The 19100-nt window shown below is 38.6% G+C and carries 18 protein-coding genes; 6 read left to right on the top strand and 12 right to left on the bottom strand.

Going from position 1 to position 19100, the window contains the following annotated elements; translation table 11 throughout:
• The first annotated feature begins 4 nt into the window (after positions 1 to 4).
• Positions 5 to 1723 (top strand): assimilatory sulfite reductase (NADPH) hemoprotein subunit, encoded by a 1719-nt coding sequence (cysI, locus tag ACIP9C_RS17515; protein WP_401012632.1) that lies wholly within the window; start codon positions 5 to 7, stop codon positions 1721 to 1723.
• A gap of 524 nt (positions 1724 to 2247) precedes the next feature.
• Here the strand turns inward: cysI and ACIP9C_RS17510 are convergent.
• The 4 genes from ACIP9C_RS17510 to ACIP9C_RS17495 are packed head-to-tail and all read right to left on the bottom strand — an operon-like array spanning position 2248 to position 6116.
• Entirely contained in the window at positions 2248 to 3318 is a 1071-nt protein-coding gene (locus ACIP9C_RS17510; protein ID WP_401012630.1) for a sulfate/molybdate ABC transporter ATP-binding protein, read from the bottom strand.
• 15 nt (positions 3319 to 3333) lie between these two features.
• Positions 3334 to 4209 carry a sulfate ABC transporter permease subunit CysW gene (gene cysW / locus ACIP9C_RS17505; protein ID WP_401012628.1) on the bottom strand — a complete coding sequence of 292 codons (876 nt, stop codon included), beginning with the start codon at positions 4207 to 4209 and terminating at the stop codon, positions 3334 to 3336.
• A 9-nt stretch (positions 4210 to 4218) separates the two neighbouring features.
• Positions 4219 to 5052 carry a sulfate ABC transporter permease subunit CysT gene (cysT, locus tag ACIP9C_RS17500; protein ID WP_401012626.1) on the bottom strand — a complete coding sequence of 278 codons (834 nt, stop codon included), beginning with the start codon at positions 5050 to 5052 and terminating at the stop codon, positions 4219 to 4221.
• Between the two features lie 11 nt (positions 5053 to 5063).
• Entirely contained in the window at positions 5064 to 6116 is a 1053-nt protein-coding gene (locus ACIP9C_RS17495) for a sulfate ABC transporter substrate-binding protein (protein ID WP_401012624.1), read from the bottom strand.
• A 527-nt stretch (positions 6117 to 6643) separates the two neighbouring features.
• Here ACIP9C_RS17495 and ACIP9C_RS17490 point away from each other — a divergent pair.
• From ACIP9C_RS17490 to cysC, 4 genes are read left to right on the top strand one after another with little or no spacing between them, the layout of a single operon-like run.
• Positions 6644 to 7345: a phosphoadenylyl-sulfate reductase gene (locus tag ACIP9C_RS17490; protein ID WP_401012622.1), complete on the top strand. Its 702-nt coding sequence runs from the start codon at positions 6644 to 6646 to the stop codon at positions 7343 to 7345.
• 16 nt (positions 7346 to 7361) lie between these two features.
• Complete coding sequence (locus ACIP9C_RS17485; RefSeq protein ID WP_401012933.1) at positions 7362 to 8423, top strand: sulfate permease; 1062 nt, start codon at positions 7362 to 7364, stop codon at positions 8421 to 8423.
• Positions 8424 to 8464: 41 nt separating this feature from the next.
• Complete coding sequence (sat, locus tag ACIP9C_RS17480; RefSeq protein ID WP_401012620.1) at positions 8465 to 9604, top strand: sulfate adenylyltransferase; 1140 nt, start codon at positions 8465 to 8467, stop codon at positions 9602 to 9604.
• Positions 9601 to 10194: an adenylyl-sulfate kinase gene (gene cysC / locus ACIP9C_RS17475; protein ID WP_401012618.1), complete on the top strand. Its 594-nt coding sequence runs from the start codon at positions 9601 to 9603 to the stop codon at positions 10192 to 10194. The genes sat and cysC overlap by 4 nt, the downstream gene beginning before the upstream one ends.
• Before the next feature lie 136 nt (positions 10195 to 10330).
• On the opposite strand, the gene mnhG is transcribed toward cysC, so the two are convergent.
• Genes mnhG through ACIP9C_RS17440 form a run of 7 tightly spaced genes read right to left on the bottom strand, consistent with a single transcriptional unit; the run spans position 10331 to position 16092 of the window.
• Positions 10331 to 10699 (bottom strand): monovalent cation/H(+) antiporter subunit G, encoded by a 369-nt coding sequence (gene mnhG, locus ACIP9C_RS17470; RefSeq protein WP_340822851.1) that lies wholly within the window; start codon positions 10697 to 10699, stop codon positions 10331 to 10333.
• Positions 10683 to 10964, bottom strand: a complete 282-nt coding sequence (locus tag ACIP9C_RS17465; RefSeq protein WP_401012616.1) for a Na(+)/H(+) antiporter subunit F1 — start codon at positions 10962 to 10964, stop codon at positions 10683 to 10685. Before ACIP9C_RS17465 ends, mnhG begins: the two co-directional genes overlap by 17 nt.
• Positions 10961 to 11440, bottom strand: coding sequence for a Na+/H+ antiporter subunit E (locus ACIP9C_RS17460; RefSeq protein WP_401012614.1), 480 nt, complete (start codon positions 11438 to 11440; stop codon positions 10961 to 10963). Before ACIP9C_RS17460 ends, ACIP9C_RS17465 begins: the two co-directional genes overlap by 4 nt.
• A 4-nt stretch (positions 11441 to 11444) precedes the next feature.
• Complete coding sequence (locus ACIP9C_RS17455) at positions 11445 to 12932, bottom strand: Na+/H+ antiporter subunit D (RefSeq protein WP_401012612.1); 1488 nt, start codon at positions 12930 to 12932, stop codon at positions 11445 to 11447.
• The gene (locus tag ACIP9C_RS17450) at positions 12925 to 13266 is read right to left on the bottom strand and encodes a Na(+)/H(+) antiporter subunit C (protein WP_024364871.1); all 342 of its coding nucleotides are present in this window, start codon (positions 13264 to 13266) and stop codon (positions 12925 to 12927) included. The genes ACIP9C_RS17455 and ACIP9C_RS17450 overlap by 8 nt, the downstream gene beginning before the upstream one ends.
• Entirely contained in the window at positions 13266 to 13688 is a 423-nt protein-coding gene (locus ACIP9C_RS17445; RefSeq protein WP_340822856.1) for a Na(+)/H(+) antiporter subunit B, read from the bottom strand. The genes ACIP9C_RS17450 and ACIP9C_RS17445 overlap by 1 nt, the downstream gene beginning before the upstream one ends.
• Positions 13675 to 16092 carry a Na+/H+ antiporter subunit A gene (locus ACIP9C_RS17440; protein ID WP_401012609.1) on the bottom strand — a complete coding sequence of 806 codons (2418 nt, stop codon included), beginning with the start codon at positions 16090 to 16092 and terminating at the stop codon, positions 13675 to 13677. The genes ACIP9C_RS17445 and ACIP9C_RS17440 overlap by 14 nt, the downstream gene beginning before the upstream one ends.
• 154 nt (positions 16093 to 16246) lie before the next feature.
• Between ACIP9C_RS17440 and ACIP9C_RS17435 the strand changes: the two genes are divergently transcribed.
• On the top strand, positions 16247 to 16810 hold the full coding sequence (locus ACIP9C_RS17435; protein ID WP_401012607.1) for a DUF5366 family protein: 564 nt from the start codon (positions 16247 to 16249) through the stop codon (positions 16808 to 16810).
• Between the two features lie 206 nt (positions 16811 to 17016).
• On the opposite strand, the gene ACIP9C_RS17430 is transcribed toward ACIP9C_RS17435, so the two are convergent.
• Positions 17017 to 18867: a transglycosylase domain-containing protein gene (locus tag ACIP9C_RS17430; RefSeq protein ID WP_401012605.1), complete on the bottom strand. Its 1851-nt coding sequence runs from the start codon at positions 18865 to 18867 to the stop codon at positions 17017 to 17019.
• Positions 18868 to 19100 lie beyond the last annotated feature (233 nt).

The following is a 19100-nucleotide window of genomic DNA, read 5'->3' as shown; positions in this document are numbered from 1 at the left end:
AAAGATGACTGGAAAAATTATTTTACCTCCACAACCTGGGACACCTAGTGATGTAGAGCGGATTAAAAGCGATAGTAATTACTTACGTGGGACACTTGAACGGACTATGAACGATCCATTAAGCTCAGGAATTCCTGAGGATGACAATAGATTAATGAAATTCCACGGAAGTTACTTACAGGATGACAGAGATTTGCGAAATGAACGGCAGCGTCAAAAACTAGAACCAGCGTATCAGTTTATGGTGAGGGTACGAACACCTGGTGGGGCTGCAACACCTGCACAGTGGCTTGTGATGGATGAGATGGCTAGAAAATACGGCAATGGTTCATTAAAATTAACGACACGTCAGGCATTTCAAGTACATGGCATATTGAAATGGAATGTTAAAAAATATATGCAAGAAATTAATGACGTACTGTTAGATTCACTCGCAGCATGTGGAGATGTGAATCGAAATGTGATGTGTAATGTCAATCCGAACCAATCGGCATTACACGAGGAAATTTACAATTGGTCAGCAAAGTTAAGTGAGCATTTATTGCCAAGAACACGTGCCTATCACGAGCTATGGCTTGATGGCGAAAAAGTAGTAGATAGCCAAGAGGAAGAAATCGAGCCTATTTACGGTGCACAATATTTACCGCGTAAATTTAAAATTGGGATGGCGATTCCACCAAGCAATGATGTCGATGTTTATTCCCAAGATATTGGTTTTATCGCAATCATTGAAGAAGACCTGCTAGTAGGCTTTAACGTAGCTGTTGGAGGAGGTATGGGGATGTCACATGGTGACCATGAAACATATCCGCAGCTTGCTCGTATTATTGGCTTTATTACACCTGACAAATTGCTTGAAACGGCGGAGAAAATTATTACGATTCAGCGTGATTATGGTAATCGTTCAGTTCGTAAAAATGCACGTTTTAAATATACAATTGATGCGCGAGGACTCGACTGGTTTATAGCAGAATTACATCGTCGTTTAGGATGGGAACTGCAAGAGGAACGTCCATTTACATTTGAACGTACTGGTGATGAATTTGGATGGATTAAAGGTGCTGATGGCAAATGGCATTACACATTATTTATTCAAAATGGGCGTATTAAAGATTTTGAGGATTACGAGCTGTTAACTGGTTTACGAGAAATTGCTAAAGTGCATACTGGAGATTTTCGTTTAACACCAAATCAAAACTTAATGATTAGTAATGTATCGCAACAGAAGAAGAAGCAAATAGCTACGCTTATTGAGCAGTATAAGCTTACAGATGGCGCACATTACTCAGCACTGCGCCGCAATTCAATTGCTTGTGTATCGTTACCTACTTGTGGTTTAGCAATGGCAGAGGCAGAGCGTTATTTACCTTCACTTATTACGAAAATTGACACGATTATAGATGAAGCTGGTTTACATGAAACAGAAATTGTTATTCGTATGTCTGGTTGTCCAAATGGCTGCTCACGTGCAGCAATGGGGGAAATAGGCTTTATCGGCAAAGGTCCAGGAAAGTACAATATGTATCTTGGCGCTAGCTTTACAGGTAATCGTTTGAATAAAATTTATCGTGAAAATATAGGGGAAGAAGAAATTTTAGCGGAGTTACGTCCAATTCTTTTGCATTTTGCAAAGGACCGTATAGAGGGTGAGCATTTCGGAGACTTTGTTATTCGTGCGGGCTATGTAACAGCAGTCTTTGATGGACGTGAATTTCATAACTAAAATATATATAAAGTAGAAAAAGTGTTAGATTGACGCCATCAATCTAACACTTTTTATGCTATGCCGTTGTTGTCTGCTACGGCGGTGCTTTCCGCGGGCACACACGTAAGCCGCAACCCTCGCTACGCGCGGTTTGTTGCGTCTTACGTTGCGTGCGTTCCCGCAGGAGTCACCGCCTTCGCAACCAACAACTAGTACTCTCTGCTAAATTATTATTCTTGCAAAAGAAAGAATTGCTGATCCAAGACAATTTACCACTATTTAGCTATGCCGTTGTTGTCTGCTACGGCGGTGCTTTCCGCGGGCACACACGTAAGCCGCAACCCTCGCTAACGCGCGGCATGTTGCGTCTTACGTTGCGTGCGTTCCCGCAGGAGTCACCGCCTTCGCAACCAACAACTAGTACTCGCTGCTAATTTATTATTCTTGCAAAAGAAAGAATTGCTAAGTTTTAACATAATTAAATAGCGATAAGTAGCGAATATATTTGTATCTTTTCATAAAATTTGACCGAGTCTTGTTTTTTAAATAGAAAAATCATCTGGGATAAATACTTTTAATTGCTTTGGTCGTACAAATACATGATCGCCTACTTTTAGTTGAAGATTTGTAAATTGATCTTTTGTCAGCTCTGCCTCTAAAAATTCATCAATATCAAGACGGCGCAGTTCGATTTGTACAATTGGTCCTAACAAATGTATATGGCTTATGTGAGCAGGAACAGTGCCTGACACCGCTGTTTTTTCAATTTGTATATCGTGTGGTCGAACGTAGCCTACAGCATCATCCTGCGTATGAGCATGCGTGTCTGGCACATCAATGGCAAATTCTCCATGTGTCAGCTTTCCGTTATGTAAACGCCCTTTGAAGAGGTTGACATTACCTAAGAAATCATAGACAAATGGACTTTTAGGGTGGGTGTAAACTTCATCTGGACTGCCAATTTGCTCAATTTTACCGTTGTTCATCACGACAATTCGATCAGCAACATCAAGCGCTTCCTCTTGGTCATGCGTCACAAAAATACTCGTTATTTGAAAATCATCATGTAGCTTTCGCAACCAACGCCTTAATTCCTTACGCACTTTAGCATCAAGTGCACCGAATGGTTCATCTAATAAAAGTACTTTAGGTTCGACAGCGAGTGCGCGAGCGAGTGCAACACGTTGACGTTGCCCACCAGATAGCTGAGTTGGAAAACGATCCGAGAAATTGTCTAGTTTAACAAGTCGCAGTAATGTCATTACTTTATCAGTTATTTCTGCTTTGGATGGTCTTGTTTTACGTGGCCGTACTTTCAGCCCATAGGCAACATTATCAAAAACAGTCATATGGCGAAAAAGCGCATAGTGTTGGAAAACAAAGCCTACGTTGCGTTCCTTTGGATGACGATTAGTAATCGTTTGGCCGTCAAATAAAATTTCGCCAATATCGGAGGCCTCAAGTCCTGCAATCACACGAAGTAGTGACGTTTTACCAGAGCCAGAAGGACCGAGCAGTGCTACCAATTCACCAGATTGGATATCGATGGATACATCTTGTAGTGCTTGAAAGGAACCGAATTTCTTTGATACATTTTGTATTTGTATACTCAAGCAAGTATACCCCCTTTAAACTGATTTTGATTTCCAAGCAACAATATCTTTTATAATAAGCGTAATAATGGCTAGCACACTCATCAATGACGCAACAGCAAAGGCTGCTGAAAATTGATACTCATTGTATAAAATTTCGATATGAAGCGGCATTGTATTCGTCATGCCCCGAATATGACCCGATACAACAGAAACAGCTCCGAATTCGCCAATTGCACGAGCATTACATAATATCAAACCATAAAATAATCCCCATTTAATATTGGGTAATGTAACAAACCAAAAGGTTTTAAAGCCATTAGCACCGAGAGAAATAGAGGCTTCTTCTTCCGATGTCCCTTGTGCCTGCATTAATGGCACGAGCTCTCTTGCTACAAAGGGCAATGTGACAAAAATGGTAGCAAGCACAATGCCCGGCAAAGCAAAAACGATTTTAATATCATTGGCAAATAGCCAGTTCCCAAACAGTCCTTGTGCACCGAATAGCAATATAAACACTAAACCTGCAATAACTGGTGACACAGCAAAAGGTAGGTCAATCACTGTAAGTAATAGATTTTTCCCCTTGTAGTTAAATTTCGTCAGTGTCCAAGCTGCCATAATGCCGAAGATTGCATTTAAAGGAACTGCGATTGCCACTACTGTTAAGGTTAGTTTTATAGCAGCTAATGCATCTGGATGAGTAATTGCCTCAAAATAGACATCTGCTCCTTTTTGAAAGGCTGTTATAAAAATTGATACGAGTGGAAGAACGATAAAACAGGCTAAAAAAGCAAGCGCAATAAATGTTAATACATAACGAACAATGCGCGGCTCCTGTAGGGCAGCGGGCTTTGCCGTTGCAATGTGTGATTCAGGAGCAATAGGTTCGATTACCGTAGACTGATCCATAAATACCTCCTAATGTACAAAGCGACGATTTGCCAGCCACTGTATTAAGTTAATGGTGAACAATAAGACAAATGATGTAATCAGCATGACGGCAGCAATAGACGTTGCGCCTGCGTAGTCATATTGTTCAAGCTTTGTCATAATGATTAACGGTGTGATTTCCGTCTTCATCGGCATATTCCCAGCAATAAAGACAACTGATCCATATTCCCCTAGGGCACGTGCAAAAGCTAACGAAAAGCCTGTTAAAATGGCAGGTGCTAGTTCGGGGAAAATAATTTTCATGACTGTTTGGAGCCTTGTTGCTCCAAGACTTGCTGATGCCTCTTCGACTTCCGTACTAATGTTTTGTAAAACAGGTTGCACGGTGCGCACTACAAATGGAAGTCCAATAAAGGTTAGTGCAATTATGATACCAAGTGGTGTAAAGGCGATTTTAAAATCGAAAAATTGACCTATCCAACCATTTGGGGCATAAAGAGATGTTAAAGCAATTCCTGCTACTGCTGTAGGTAAAGCAAATGGTAAATCTACAAGACCGTCGATGATGCGCTTAAACGGAAAATGGTAGCGCACGAGTACCCAAGCGATAATGGTGCCAAAGACAACATTAAGTAAACCAGCGGCTAGTGCTGTGCCGAAACTGAGCTTATAGGAGGCAACTGCACGAGGATCGGTTATAATTGTCACAAATTCAGCCCAACTCAAGGACATCGTCTGAATAAAAATCATTGCTAAAGGCAATAGCACAAGCAAACTAACGTATAGCATCGTATAACCAAGAGAAAGATGGAAGCCGGGAATAACACGTGCCGGCTTCTTTTTTAATGTTAGGCTACTCATCTTATGCCTCCTTATTGTGGAACGTAAATTTCATCAAAGGTGCCACCGTCTTTAAAATGCTTCGACTGTGCTTCTGCCCAACCGCCAAAGTCTTCAATTGAAATGAGCTCAAGCTTTGGAAATTGATCTTGGTATTTTGCTAATATTTCTTCGTTGCGTGGTCGATAGTAGTTTTTTGCAGCAATTTCTTGGCCAAGATCGCTATATAAATGTTGTAAGTATGCTTCTGCCACTTTGCGCGTCCCTTTTTTATCTACAATTTTGTCAACAATTGCAACAGGAGGCTCTGCTAAAATACTCAATGAAGGTGTAACGATTTCAAATTCATCTTCCCCTAATTCATTGCGTGATAAATAAGCTTCATTTTCCCAAGCAATTAACACATCACCTATTTTCCGTTCAACAAACGTCGTCGTTGCGCCGCGAGCCCCAGAATCAAGTACCTCTACATTGCTATACAATGCCTTCATGAAATCCTTTATTTGCTTCTCATCATTGTTATACAACTTTGCAGCATAACCCCAGGCAGCTAAGTAATTCCATCTTGCACCGCCTGAAGTTTTTGGGTTTGGTGTGATGACTGATACATCATCTTTTATTAAATCTTTCCAGTCTTCTATTGCTTTGGGATTGCCTTTTCGTACTAAAAAAACAATTGTAGAAGTGTAGGGAGTAGAATTATTTTCAAATTCTGTTTGCCAGTCTTTATTTAGCAGATCGCGAGCTTGTGCGATTTCATCAATATCGTAGGCTAGTGCAAGTGTCACAACATCGGCTTCTTGACCATCAATAACCGCTCGCCCTTGTTTACCCGAGCCACCATGCGATTGATGTATCTTCACATCTTGACCTGTTTCGTTTTTCCACTTTTCGATAAAGTCTTTATTAAATTCATCATAAAGCTCACGCGTTGGATCATATGAAACATTTAGTAGCTCAACTGACTTTTTTGAGTCTTCCGTACTTGTATCGTTGTCTGTGGATGTGCTATTACATCCTGTTAACATTAAAGTTAAGCCAGATATGAGTACAAATGATTGAAAAATATGCTTTCTTTTTTTCATCAAAAATCTCCCCTTTTTCTCAAAAGAACACAAAAGACCATCTCTCAAAAAACGTGTACAAACGCATTTTGAGTAGATGGCCTTCAGATCCTCTGATCAGCATTTTTGTTTTTAATTAGCTTAGTACCACATTAAACATATATTTCCTATTAGTCAACAAGGAATTATAAAAAAAATTCTTTTTTTCAGATAATTAGCTATTGTGCAGACATGAGTAGCAAAAGACAAATTATTTGAATAGAATTATTTGTAAATGCTGAGCGTGACATTCAAATGGAAGATAAATTGATACTGCTGAAATAAGTTTAGTTTTTTTAGAAAACCTAGTTGACTACTAGGTGTAATTCAGTATATATTTGGTAATAAGAAGTGTGATTGCTAAATGAGGTACAAGATTACTAGTTTACAATCATCCATAAAGGCTGGCTAGTCAAACTAGAGGCGTTTTAACGAAGGCACAATGCAATTGTTGTGTCGGTTGTTAAAACGCCTTTTTCTATATCCGAAAATGTTTCGAGGGGGATTACATGTTAACATATGCAACTTGGCAGGAGCCAACGGTTAATTTTGGAGTGGATGAATCCTTTAAAGGTGCACTTGAGGTTTTACAATGGAGCTATGCACAATATGGCGATGACATCGTTTATGCCTGTAGCTTTGGTATAGAGGGAATCGTATTAATCGATCTCATCTCAAAGGTTAAGCCAAACGCTACTATCGTTTTTTTAGACACAGATGTTCATTTTAAAGAAACATATGAAACAATTGAACGTGTAAAGCAAAAATATCCACAGCTCAATATAATCTTGCAAAAACCCAAGCTTACACTTGATGAACAAAAGGCTCAATATGGAGATGAATTATGGAAGTCCAACCCTAATAAGTGCTGCGATATTCGAAAAATTAAGCCATTACATGAAGCATTATCAGGGGCTACAGCTTGGATTTCAGGTTTGCGCAGGGAACAATCGCCGACACGACAGCAGACGAATTTTATCAATCGTGATGATAAATTTAAGTCGATTAAAATTTGTCCGCTCATTCACTGGTCGTGGAAAGATGTATGGCGTTATGTTTCAAAGCATGATTTAACTTACAATCCGTTACACGATCAAGGCTATCCGAGCATTGGCTGTGAACATTGTACACAACCAGCCTTTACAATGGATGACCTACGCGCAGGCAGATGGCAAGGATCTGCTAAAACTGAATGTGGGCTACATGAATAGGGGCGTTTAAATTATGTTGGAATATATTGCGATAGCCATTAGTTTATTTTTTGCAATGAATATTGGTGCAAGTGGAGCAGCCGCTTCAATGGGTGTAGCCTACGGAGCGGGGGCTATTAAAAAAGCTTGGCATGCATTACTAATTTGTGCAGTAGGGGTTTTTGCAGGCGCTATTCTAGGTGGTGGGGAAGTCGTAAAGACTATAAGCTCAGGAATTATGCCACAAGAGTATATTACTGTGAAAATCGTCATGATTATATTAATTTCTGCCACAAGCTCATTGTTTCTTGCCAATCTATTAGGCATTCCATTATCAACAAGTGAAGTAACCGTAGGGGCAGTAGTCGGTGTAGGAATTGCCTATCGCGTGCTCTATGTCAAATCATTGCTTGTCATTATGTCCTTTTGGGTACTCGTTCCACTTATCGCATTTGTCGTTGCCCTCGTATTTGGTAAAGTACTAAATAAATTTCAAGGAAAGGGATTTTTGGCAAACCATCCGTTGTTAACAGTGCTACTCGTGCTTGCAGGGTTTTTTGAAGCCTTCTCAGCAGGTATGAACAATGTTGCTAATGCAGTTGGCCCACTTGTTGGTGCTGGGATGATAACTGTCACAAATGGCATTTGGCTTGGGGGTGCATTTGTTGCACTAGGAGCGATGCTATTAGGAAAACGCGTACTCGAAACGAATGGGAAAAAGATTGTACGCTTCGAGAAAGCTGAGGGCATTCTAATTTCAAGTACAGGTGCATTGCTTGTCGGCATCAGTTCGCTGTTTGGATTACCCGTACCGTTAACGCAAGTAACGTCCTCCTCTATCATAGGTATAGGAATGGCGAAAAGCGGAAAACAAATTTTTCATAAACATATCGTCAAAAAAATTATGTGTATTTGGATTGTTTCACCTATTTTTTCATTAGCGATTTCTTATAGTCTAATTCAGTTATTTATGAAGAAAGATTTATATGCCATCGTAATAATGGGAAGCGTCATAATCGGAACGCTTGGTGCGATTAGTTTAATGAGAACAATGCGTGAAGAGGAACGATCAATTTACGATGCAGGTGAAGGTATTTAACTATAAAACATACTATTCGAATTAATTTAGGAGGAATAAAAATGACGCTACAACCACATGGCGGTTCTTTAGTGCAAGCCTATAATCCACAGAAATCGGTAGTACATATTAAAAAGGAGATTGAATTGGATGTAATCGCGTTAAGCGATGTAGAGTTAATTGCAATCGGTGGATATAGTCCAATCGATGGTTTTTTAACTAAAAGTGATTATGAAGCTGTCGTTGAACATACAAGGTTAGCCTCTGGAATTGTGTGGAGTATTCCTATTACACTACCTGTTAACAACGAAGTCGCAGCAACATTACAGCCAGGGGATGAAGCAAAATTAGTATATGGCAACGAAATCTATGGTGTCATTGATATCACTGATATATATGAGCCAGATAAACAAAAAGAGGCACTACTCGTTTACGGTACACAGGATTTAGCACATCCTGGTGTGAAAAAGCTCCATGAGCGGCAGGCAATATATGTTGGAGGGAAAATTACATTAATAAAGCGTCTTGAGCAAAAATTCCCTACTTACTCATTTGATCCAAAGGAAACACGTCAGCTGTTTAAGGAAAAGGGATGGCAAACAATTGTGGGCTTCCAAACACGTAATCCTGTTCATCGTGCACATGAATATATCCAAAAGGCGGCATTAGAAACAATCGATGGCTTATTTTTAAATCCGTTAGTAGGTGAAACGAAGTCGGATGATGTATCAGCAGCTATACGTATGGAGAGCTATGAGGTTCTTTTAGAAAATTACTATCCTCAAAATCGTGTGCAATTAGGGGTCTTTCCAGCAGCTATGCGTTATGCAGGGCCAAAGGAAGCTATCTTTCATGCACTTGTGCGAAAAAATTACGGCTGCACCCATTTTATTGTAGGACGTGATCACGCAGGGGTAGGTGATTATTATGGAACATACGATGCACAAAAAATCTTTGAACAATTTACAGAAGATGAACTTGGTATTGTTCCTTTAAAGTTTGAACATAGCTTCTATTGCACTAAATGTGAAGGTATGGCTACTACAAAAACATGCCCGCATGATAGTGCATCACATGTTATTTTATCTGGTACGAAAGTGCGGGAAATGCTACGAAATGGGGAAGTTCCTCCAAGTACATTTAGTCGTAAAGAGGTTGTCGATGTACTTATTAAAGGAATGCGTGAGGAGGTGTTAAAATGAGTTCCAATATCGTCTGGCATGAGTCATCCATTACAAAAGAAGAACGTCGCACTCAAAACAAACACCAAAGCTTTATTTTATGGTTTACAGGGCTATCCGCTTCTGGGAAATCATCAGTAGCAAATGCCCTTGCCCGTGCCCTGTTTGAACGAGGGAACCAGGCATTCGTACTGGATGGTGATAATGTAAGACATGGTTTAAATAATGATTTAGGCTTTGACGAAGTAAGCCGTAAGGAAAATATAAGGCGTATCGGGGAAGTTTCCAAGCTTTTTGTGGAAGGCGGTCAAATTGTCCTCACGGCATTTATTTCTCCGTATAGAGAAGATCGCCAAGTAGTTCGTAAGCTAGTGGAAGAAGGAGAATTTTTAGAAGTGTATGTGAGATGCTCCGTAGAAACATGTGAACAGCGCGATCCAAAAGGTCTTTATAAAAAAGCGCGCAATGCGGAAATTGCTAATTTTACAGGTATTAGTGCACCATACGAAGAACCTGAACATCCAGAATATATTTTGGATACGGAGCGCTACTCTATTGAGGAATGTGTAGAGCAGTTAACGACGTTTTTAACGGATAAAGGCTATATTTAAAACTAGCCAGAAAAGTCCCCTGAATCGCCGGTAAAACCTGCGTAAAATAACCGCTGTAGTGAACATCAACGGCATAACAAAAAAGTGTTAGATTGATTGCAGTCAATCTAACACTTTTTATTTTTGTCTCAGCCTCTTATTTGATACCTTGTTCTTTTTTCATTTTATCAATTTCAGGACCTAGCTCGTCACGTACTGTTCCCTTCCAAGGTTTAACACCTGCTATATAGGACGAACGGGTCATGATATGTCCACCGACAGGGCCTGTAATAAAGAGAAACAATATACCGAGTAAAATACGAGGGTTAAAATGATCCTCGATAAGCCAAAAGTGAAAGAATACGCCAATCAATACACACATAACACCGAGTGTTGCACTTTTAGAAGCGGCATGTGCACGTGTATACAAATCAGGTAATCGAATTAGCCCTATAGCTGTTACGACGATAAATAGTACTCCGATAGAAATGAACAGAATAACTATAGTATTAGCGAGAATTGTCACGTTTAATGATATCTCCTTTCTCTATGAATTTAGAGAAAGCAACTGTACCGATGAACGATAAAATCGCTAACAATAATACAATTTCTAAAAAGAAGCTCGTTTCCACTAAAATTGAAAATAAAGCGATTAATGAAATTAGTGACACCCCTAAGGAATCTAGTGCTACAACGCGATCTGACGCGGATGGGCCTTTTACCATACGGAAAATCACTGCTATCATTGATAAGCAAATCACTACGATCGATGCAATAATAAACGTCATCATGATTTACTCACCTCCAAAATGGCTTTTTCAAAAGAATCACGAATGGATGCAATGGCATCGTCTACATCGCTAATATCAATTGCATGGACATACAAAGTTTTTGCATCATCCGATACATGAACGACAACGGTTCCTGGTGTTAAAGTAATGAGACTCGATAATAATGTAATTTCCCAATCTTCTTTCAGGACAGTAGGGTAAGCAAAGAAGGCAGGTTGCATATCTAGCTTAGGCTTTAATACAACTTTCAGTACTTGAATATTTGCTAATATTAATTCCTTAAAGAAGAGGACAGTAAGTTTAATAATTGCCCATATACGGAAAACATAGAGCCGTTTAAAAAAGAATCTTCTCATAATCACGAGCAATATGATACCGAGAATGAAGCCTACTATAAAGCCTGTTGCTGTATAGTTAGATGAAAGAAACATCCAAACGAAGGCAAGAGCAAAGTTTAAAATAATTTGAAATGCCATAGCTCTAATCCTCCTTCATTACAGCATCTATATAAATAGATGGGTCATTTAATAGTTTCGCAGCATCATCCATAAACGGTGTAATCCACTCTGAACCAACACCGTATGCTACTGTAATAAGCACCAATACGACAGTTGGCACAAAAAGGGTAGTATATACTTTTTTATCGACAGTACCCGTTGTCGTTTTTTCCTCTCCCCAGAAGGCATAAAGGAAAATACGAATAACAGAAAGTAGCACAAGTAAAGATGAGGCTAAAATAAAGATACTACTCCATATGCTACCAGCCTCAAAGCCCCCTTGAACTATTAACAGCTTTCCAACAAAACCACTAAGTGGGGGAATCCCTGCTAAACCGAAGGCAGCTATTAAATAAAACCAGCCTAGCACAGGGTACTTTTTCATAAGACCGCCCATTTTCCGTAAATCGGATGTGCCTGTAATGTAGATTACAATACCAATCAACATAAAGAGGGCTGCCTTTATAAGCATGTCATGGATTAAGTAGAACATCGCACCCTTTAACGCCACTTCATTCATTTGAGATACACCAAATAAAATGACACCTACTGCAATAACAATATTATAGATAATAATGAGTTTGACATCGAAATAGGCAAGTGCCCCGATACAGCCTGCAATAATCGTTCCAATCGCTAGTATCATCAGCAAATGATGTGTATACGATAAATCATGTACGAAAAATAGTGTGTATGTGCGTGTAATCGCGTAAACGCCAACTTTTGTTAGAAGTGCACCAAAAAGTGTTAACACAGGAATCGGTGCAGCTGCATAAGAAGTTGGAAGCCAGAAATAAAGCGGGAATATCGCTGCTTTTAATCCAAATACCATTAAAAACAATACAGCAATAACGGTTATGATACCTGGCTGATTAATCTCGCTAATTTTCACTGCAATGTCGGCCATATTTAATGTGCCTACAACTGAGTAAAGGAAAGCTACTGTAATAACAAACAATGCCGAAGATATGACATTAATTAAAATATATTTAATGGAGCCTTTAAGTTGTCCTTTTTCTCCACCTAGTACAATGAGTAAATATGACGCCATTAATAATACTTCAAAGAATACGAATAAGTTAAAAATATCCCCTGTCGTAAATGCGCCATTCACTCCTGTTAAAATAAACATAATACCAGGGTAATAGAAAAAGCGTTCACGCTCCTCTGTAATAGAACCAAAGCCATACCAAACAACGAAGAATGCAATGAGTAATGTCGTTGTTACTAACAGTGCAGACATCATATCAGAAACCATTGTTATACCATATGGTACAGGCCAATCTCCGAATGTAACTTTCTGCAGACCATCATTTTTTACTTTCAATAAAAGAGAAACGGCTGATATGAAAGCAAGTAGAATGCCTAGTAAAGCAAACGAACGTTGATATTTTAAATTTTTTTGCCCAAACATTAAAATCATGCCGAAGAAAAACGGAATGATGATTGGTAGTAAAAGGAAGTTATTCATCCTCATCACTTCCTCTCATTAAGCTAATATCATCTGTCTCTAGCTCCTGATATGAACGATATGCAAGTACTAGGAAGAATGCCGTTACCCCAAAGCTAATAACAATAGCCGTTAAAATTAAAGCTTGTGGTAAAGGATCAGCAAACGTTTTGGCGCCTTCTTTTAAAACAGGTGGAGCCTCCCCTGTAAGTCCACCCATTGTTAAAATGAGTAAATGTGCACCGTGGCTTAGAAGCCCAGTACCGATAATAATGCGTAATAAGCTTTTCGATAATATTAAATAAACCGCTGCCATAAACAAAAAGCCAATGACAAACGCCATAATTATTTCCATTATTCATCCTCTCCAATCGTTTGAATAATGGTCATCGTAACGCCAACAACAACCAAGTAAACACCGCTATCAAAAAGCATTGCAGTGTGTAAGGATTGCTTACCTAGAAGCGGTAGTTCGAAATAATCAAAGAAATGTGTGAAAAATGGTTTCCCCAAAAACATAGGGAATGCCGCTGTTGCAAGTGCCAATAATAAGCCCGTTGCAGTTAAATACGTATAGTTGATCGGTAAAACATTGCGTACAGTGTTTAAATCAAAGGCAAGTACTAAGAGCACGATAGCACTGGATGTTAAAAGTCCTCCAACAAAGCCTCCACCTGGTGTATAATGACCAGCTAAAAAAATATGAATGGAGAAGAAGAAAATAATGAAGAATACAATTTTAGCTGTAAATTGTATTATCACATCATTTGTTTTCATGCGATTTCTCCTTTCTATTCATACGCAGCTTAATCATTGCTAAAATTGCCATTCCAGCAATACCTAACACTGTAATTTCAAATAATGTATCGAAGCCACGATAGTCTACTAAAATAACATTTACAATATTCCCGCCACCCGCTAATGAATAGACGGTTTCTTCGTAATATTTTGAGATAGTCGGGACAAGCTTTTGAGAATGTGCCGATAAGGCTATAAGCGTCACCATCACACCAACTGCGATTGAAATAACCGCGCGATTTAACTGAAAGCGCATGCGTTCCTCACGTTTTCCGAGCTTCGGAAGATGATAAAACGCCAATAAAAATAATGCAACAGAAATCGTTTCAATAACTAACTGTGTTAATGCTAAATCAGGTGCATTAAAAATAACGAAAAATAATGCAACAGTGTATCCGACAGAGCCAAGTCCAATGATTGCTGTAAGACGTGACTTCGCAAAAATAGTAATCGTTGTGCCAATAATTAACACGACAATTAAAATTAATTGGTAAGATCGAATTGGGGCCGCACCTTCAAAGGATAATGAAAAGGCATCCTTGACAAATAAGGTCCCAATTGAAATAACAGCAATAGCACTAAACATGTACAGTAGATAGTGGCGCATAGAACCAGTCATATAAAGACGTGATACACGATTTAATCCGACATCTAAACCAAGCATTGTTTTGTCATATGCATTATTAAGCGTAAAAGCACGTGGAAATAGGTTATAGATGCCTTGCCATTTAGGTAAGGCTACAAATAGTAAGACGCCTATAATGACAATACCAATAGTCATGATTAATTCTGGTGTTAGACCCCCATGCCAGGCAGCCACATGAATATTGATATCTTTAGGGACATCATATAAAAACGGCTGAATGGCTTGTACTGCAGGCTTTACAAACGTATCCCCAATTATATTAGGGATGAAGAAAATAATGACTACCAATGATGCTAAAATCATCGGTGATATTAGCATACCAATTGGAGCCTCATGTGGTTTATGAGCGTAAAGCTCTGGTTTATATTTTCCTGTAAACGTTCTAAATACAAAGTAGAAACTATAAATAAACGTAAAAATACTCGCTACCCAAGCAACGATAGGGAAAAGAACGCCCCATGTATCAAAACCAAAAAATTCAAAATTTTGAAGTGCTAACATAGCAGTTAAGAACATTTCCTTACTTAGGAAACCATTAAATGGAGGTAATCCAGCCATCGAGAAGCTACCAATTGCCGCCACTGTAAAGCTAAGAGGCATAACGCTCATTAATCCCCCAAGTTTACGGATATCCCGAGTACCTGTTTCATGATCGATAATCCCTGCAATCATGAATAAGCTACCTTTAAATGTTGCATGGTTAATAAGGTGGAAAACGGCTGCAAAGGCCGCATATTTAAACACTGAATCAGCTGCACCGTTTACATGAAATGCAACTGCCCCAGCGCCTAGTAAAGACATAATTAATCCAAGCTGACTGACGGTAGAAAACGCTAGAATTCCTTTTAAATCGGTTTGCTTTAATGCAAAAAACGAACCCCAGAATAGCGTTAACAGACCTACTCCTGTAACAAGCCAGACCCATAACTCAGAAGCTGCAAAAATTGGTGTAAAGCGAGCAACTAAGTAAATCCCTGCTTTTACCATTGTTGCAGAGTGTAAATATGCGCTGACTGGTGTCGGTGCTTCCATTGCATCAGGTAACCAAATGTAGAATGGAAATTGTGCAGATTTTGTAAATGCGCCAAGGAGTAGTAAAACGAGTGCCCATGTGAACAATGGATTTTGCACTAAATTTGGTGCCATTGCAACAAGTTCACGAATTGAATATGTTCCACCCATTAAATAAAGAAGGATAAATCCTCCTAACATCATTAAGCCGCCGAAGACTGTAATCATCATGGATTTTAGTGCACCGAAGCGAGAAGCATCACGTGTGTACCAATAACCAATAAGTAGGAATGATGAAATCGACGTTAACTCCCAGAAGAAGTACAAAGTAATTAAATGGTCAGATTGTACAACACCGAGCATTGCGGTCATAAATAATAATAAGTAAACATAAAAATTATGTAGTTTTTCTTTATGTTTATCTAAGTAAAAAATGGAGTAAAGCACAACGAGCGAGCCAATTCCTGTAATGAGTAACGAAAATAGTAAGCTAAGTCCATCCAAATATGATACGACAGAAATATCGAGCGATGGAATCCAAGGTATTCCATCATAAAACACTTCTCCTTGGGCAACTCTCGCTATATAAGTAGCATAAATAATGGCGAGTGTTGCAGGTACTGCAAGAACAAACCAGCCTGTGTGAATATTTTTAACGCTTTTATATATAAAAGGCACAAATATTGCAGCAAGCATCGGGATGAAAATATAGAGTACTTGTAACAAAAAAATCCTCCTTTATGCAGGTAAGTGTAATAATTATAACGTACTTTCGTAGGGAATGCATATCGACTAACAGGATTTAACTTGGATAGCAGGAGAATTTTAGCTATATTATAAATAGGAAGTTATCAAAAAAAAACAGAGGAAAAAATTTTTTATGAGGAACCCTTACATATATGGTTATTTACCATTAATTACAATTTTATTGTTTAGTTTAACGTTCGGTATGTATGCAGTTGGCAAAGCATTACAATTATTTCAAGCAATCGGTGTTTATTCAGGAATGCGTGAATTTTTATCGGATTTTGAATTACGTCTATTATTGCTTGTTGTATTTGCTGTTATTTTTTTCATGGCAATTTCTGCGCTTAAATTAGTTGGTGAAACAATTCATGAACTAGGTATGTTATTTTTTTCAAAAGATAATGAAGGGGCAGCAGTAAGCCAAGCACGTGGAGGCTATGTCATTCTATTTATTGGAGCTATGTGTTCTGTCTTTGCTATTCAATCCATTTATGCATTAGCAGGTATATTCGTATTAACGATTTTTGTCTATTTCATTTATCTTATTTATAAAATGAGCCTTTTCATGTCCATGGGTGGCACGATTGGATTACTAATATTTGAACTTTTCATGTGGACAATATTATTTTCGTTATTAGTTTATGTGATTTTAAAATTGTATAACGGTGTACTGGCAAGTCTACCTTTTGCGAAATAAAGTAAGTGCCAGTCACTCAAACAATTCTGAATTCTACCAGTACTATTTTTTAATAGCCAAGTAAAAACCCACATAGCCTCTTACGGGAACACATACAAAGTAAGCCACAACAAATCGCGCGAAAGCGATGGTTGCGGCTTACAAAGTGCCCGTTAAAAGCGAAGTGGGTTTTTACGCTATAAGGGGTCGTTATTTGCTAAGAAACTTTACTCTAGTAAAACATTAAATAGCTTGTGATGAATTTTATAGGCTTCTAGTTTTTCCATTGGTTGAGGTTTATCATAGCCAAGCCAGACGGCAGCTGTATACTGATCATTTAAACCAGCTAGCCAATAATCGCGGTAATCATTTGTCGTACCTGTTTTAGCACCAACATAGTTACTATTATTATAAACACCTTGCCCTGTACCATTTGTTACAACTTCTGTTAGTAACTCTCGCATATATTTTACCGTTTTGGGTGACCATATTTGATCACGTTCGGTATCCCAGCTATATAGTACAGTGCCGTCATTTGCTGTCACCTTACGAATACTATGGGCAAGGACATATGAGCCGTCAATAAAGCTTGTGTAGGCATCCGCTAACTCAAGAGCTGTGACACCATATGTTAATCCACCCAATGAAGCGGCATACGTATGATCCTTTGCAACGATGGAGCGGAAATGAAAGCGATCAAGGTAACTAAATGCAGTTTCGACTCCAACAGCATTAAAAAGGCGAAGAGCAGATGTATTATAACTATTACGGAATGCTGTTCGAATAGTTACATCCCCGTATTTATACCCCCCATAGTTTTGAGGGCAAAAAGAACCGACACAATAACTACCACCGTTCACAATGGAATCGGGCGTGTTTGTTGTCGTTTCAAAAAAAGGTGCATAGACAGCAAGTGGCTTAAATGCTGAACCTGGCTGTCTTGGTCCTTGAAAAGCTCGATGATAATCAAATTTCTCGTAATTTTTTCCAGCATATAGACTGATGATTTCACGTGAGGCGTTATTAATTACAGCTCCTGCAGCTTGCAATTGTCCAGTCCCTAATATAGCTGTCATTTGCTCTTCATCATGATCCTGTTTAGTTGGATCAAGCGCCGTATAAATAGTTAAACCATTCTGGAACAAAGTATTGAGACGATTGTCTAGTTGTGCTTGAATCGATTTTTTTTCTTCTTCACTTTGGGTATTTTGAAGTCGATCTCTGTAGCCTTCTTTCTCGGCTACAAGCCAGCGTAGCTCTTGCAGAACGTAAGTGCTATACATCGGATAGCTTTGCATCTTATTTTTCACATTTAATATTACTGGTGTTGCTTTATAAGAAGCTGCATCTTCTTTTGTAATAGCACCACTTACAGCTAGTGTATCGAGTAGCCGTTCCTGCCTTGCCTTTGTTTCATCAAAATTTTTTAATGGATTATAAAGCGATGGATTGTTTGGAATCGCAGAAATAAAAGCTATTTCAGCAATTGATAAATCTTGAATAGGTTTTTGAAAATAATAGGTCGCTGCACTTCCTATACCATATACTTGATTGCTAAAATAAGATTCATTTAAATACATCGTTAAAATAGCTTCTTTATCGTATTTTTTTTCAAGCTCGTAGGCATAAAATAATTCCGTCAATTTTCGTTCGTACGTTTTTTCGTCAGACAAATAGCGCATTCGAACAAGCTGTTGGGTAATGGTACTGCCTCCTTGCGAAGTAGCATTGGCATTAGAGTTAGCGACAACAGCACGAATAATAGCACTAAGATCGAAGCCGATATGATCATAAAAGTCGGCATCCTCACTAGCAATAAAAATTTCCTGGGCAATTTGTGGAATTTCTTGCAGTGTTAAAGGCTGTCTCCATTCGACATATTCTTCGCTAAAGGTTTGACCATCTTGATCTATTAATGTGACGGGAAGCTGAACCTGTACTTCAGGTATATCAATCGTTTCCTCAATTTGTTGTTCATGGGCTTGGGCTGTATTTAACTCTGCTCGTATATTCGTACCAATCCACCAAATGGTAGGTAAACATAGAGTAATAATAATAAAACCAAAAACTTTTTTCATAAATGCCTCCAACTTTGAAAATAAGTCTTTCAACAGAATAGCATATTTTGGATGTATTCCAAATACTCGTTGAGACCTATTTACACGATAAGAAACTATAAAAAGAAATAGCAAAGATAGCCCGTTTCTTCCAGCATCATTTTGGGTTATACTACCATAGGTATCAACCAGAAGTTTCTTCGTTTTCAAAAATATAATTGGCTGAACGATTGTAAAATTACAAAATTCGTCAA

Origin of the sequence: Lysinibacillus sp. NPDC093210, assembly GCF_044753985.1 — a bacterium.
Classification (GTDB): Bacteria; Bacillota; Bacilli; order Bacillales_A; family Planococcaceae; genus Lysinibacillus.
Note: the sequence above shows the minus strand (reverse complement) of the source record. Positions and strands in the feature narration are given on the sequence as shown.

Coding starts and splice junctions, on each gene's coding strand:
- ACIP9C_RS17490 (WP_401012622.1), top strand. CDS start 6,644: ATGTTAACATATGCAACTTGGCAGGAGCCAACGGTTAATTTTGGAGTG.
- ACIP9C_RS17430 (WP_401012605.1), bottom strand. CDS start 18,867: ATGAAAAAAGTTTTTGGTTTTATTATTATTACTCTATGTTTACCTACC.
- sat (WP_401012620.1), top strand. CDS start 8,465: ATGACGCTACAACCACATGGCGGTTCTTTAGTGCAAGCCTATAATCCA.
- ACIP9C_RS17465 (WP_401012616.1), bottom strand. CDS start 10,964: ATGATGACGTTTATTATTGCATCGATCGTAGTGATTTGCTTATCAATG.
- cysT (WP_401012626.1), bottom strand. CDS start 5,052: ATGAGTAGCCTAACATTAAAAAAGAAGCCGGCACGTGTTATTCCCGGC.
- cysC (WP_401012618.1), top strand. CDS start 9,601: ATGAGTTCCAATATCGTCTGGCATGAGTCATCCATTACAAAAGAAGAA.
- ACIP9C_RS17450 (WP_024364871.1), bottom strand. CDS start 13,266: ATGGAAATAATTATGGCGTTTGTCATTGGCTTTTTGTTTATGGCAGCG.
- ACIP9C_RS17495 (WP_401012624.1), bottom strand. CDS start 6,116: ATGAAAAAAAGAAAGCATATTTTTCAATCATTTGTACTCATATCTGGC.
- ACIP9C_RS17435 (WP_401012607.1), top strand. CDS start 16,247: ATGAGGAACCCTTACATATATGGTTATTTACCATTAATTACAATTTTA.
- cysW (WP_401012628.1), bottom strand. CDS start 4,209: ATGGATCAGTCTACGGTAATCGAACCTATTGCTCCTGAATCACACATT.
- ACIP9C_RS17455 (WP_401012612.1), bottom strand. CDS start 12,932: ATGAATAACTTCCTTTTACTACCAATCATCATTCCGTTTTTCTTCGGC.
- ACIP9C_RS17445 (WP_340822856.1), bottom strand. CDS start 13,688: ATGAAAACAAATGATGTGATAATACAATTTACAGCTAAAATTGTATTC.
- cysI (WP_401012632.1), top strand. CDS start 5: ATGACTGGAAAAATTATTTTACCTCCACAACCTGGGACACCTAGTGAT.
- ACIP9C_RS17460 (WP_401012614.1), bottom strand. CDS start 11,440: ATGGCATTTCAAATTATTTTAAACTTTGCTCTTGCCTTCGTTTGGATG.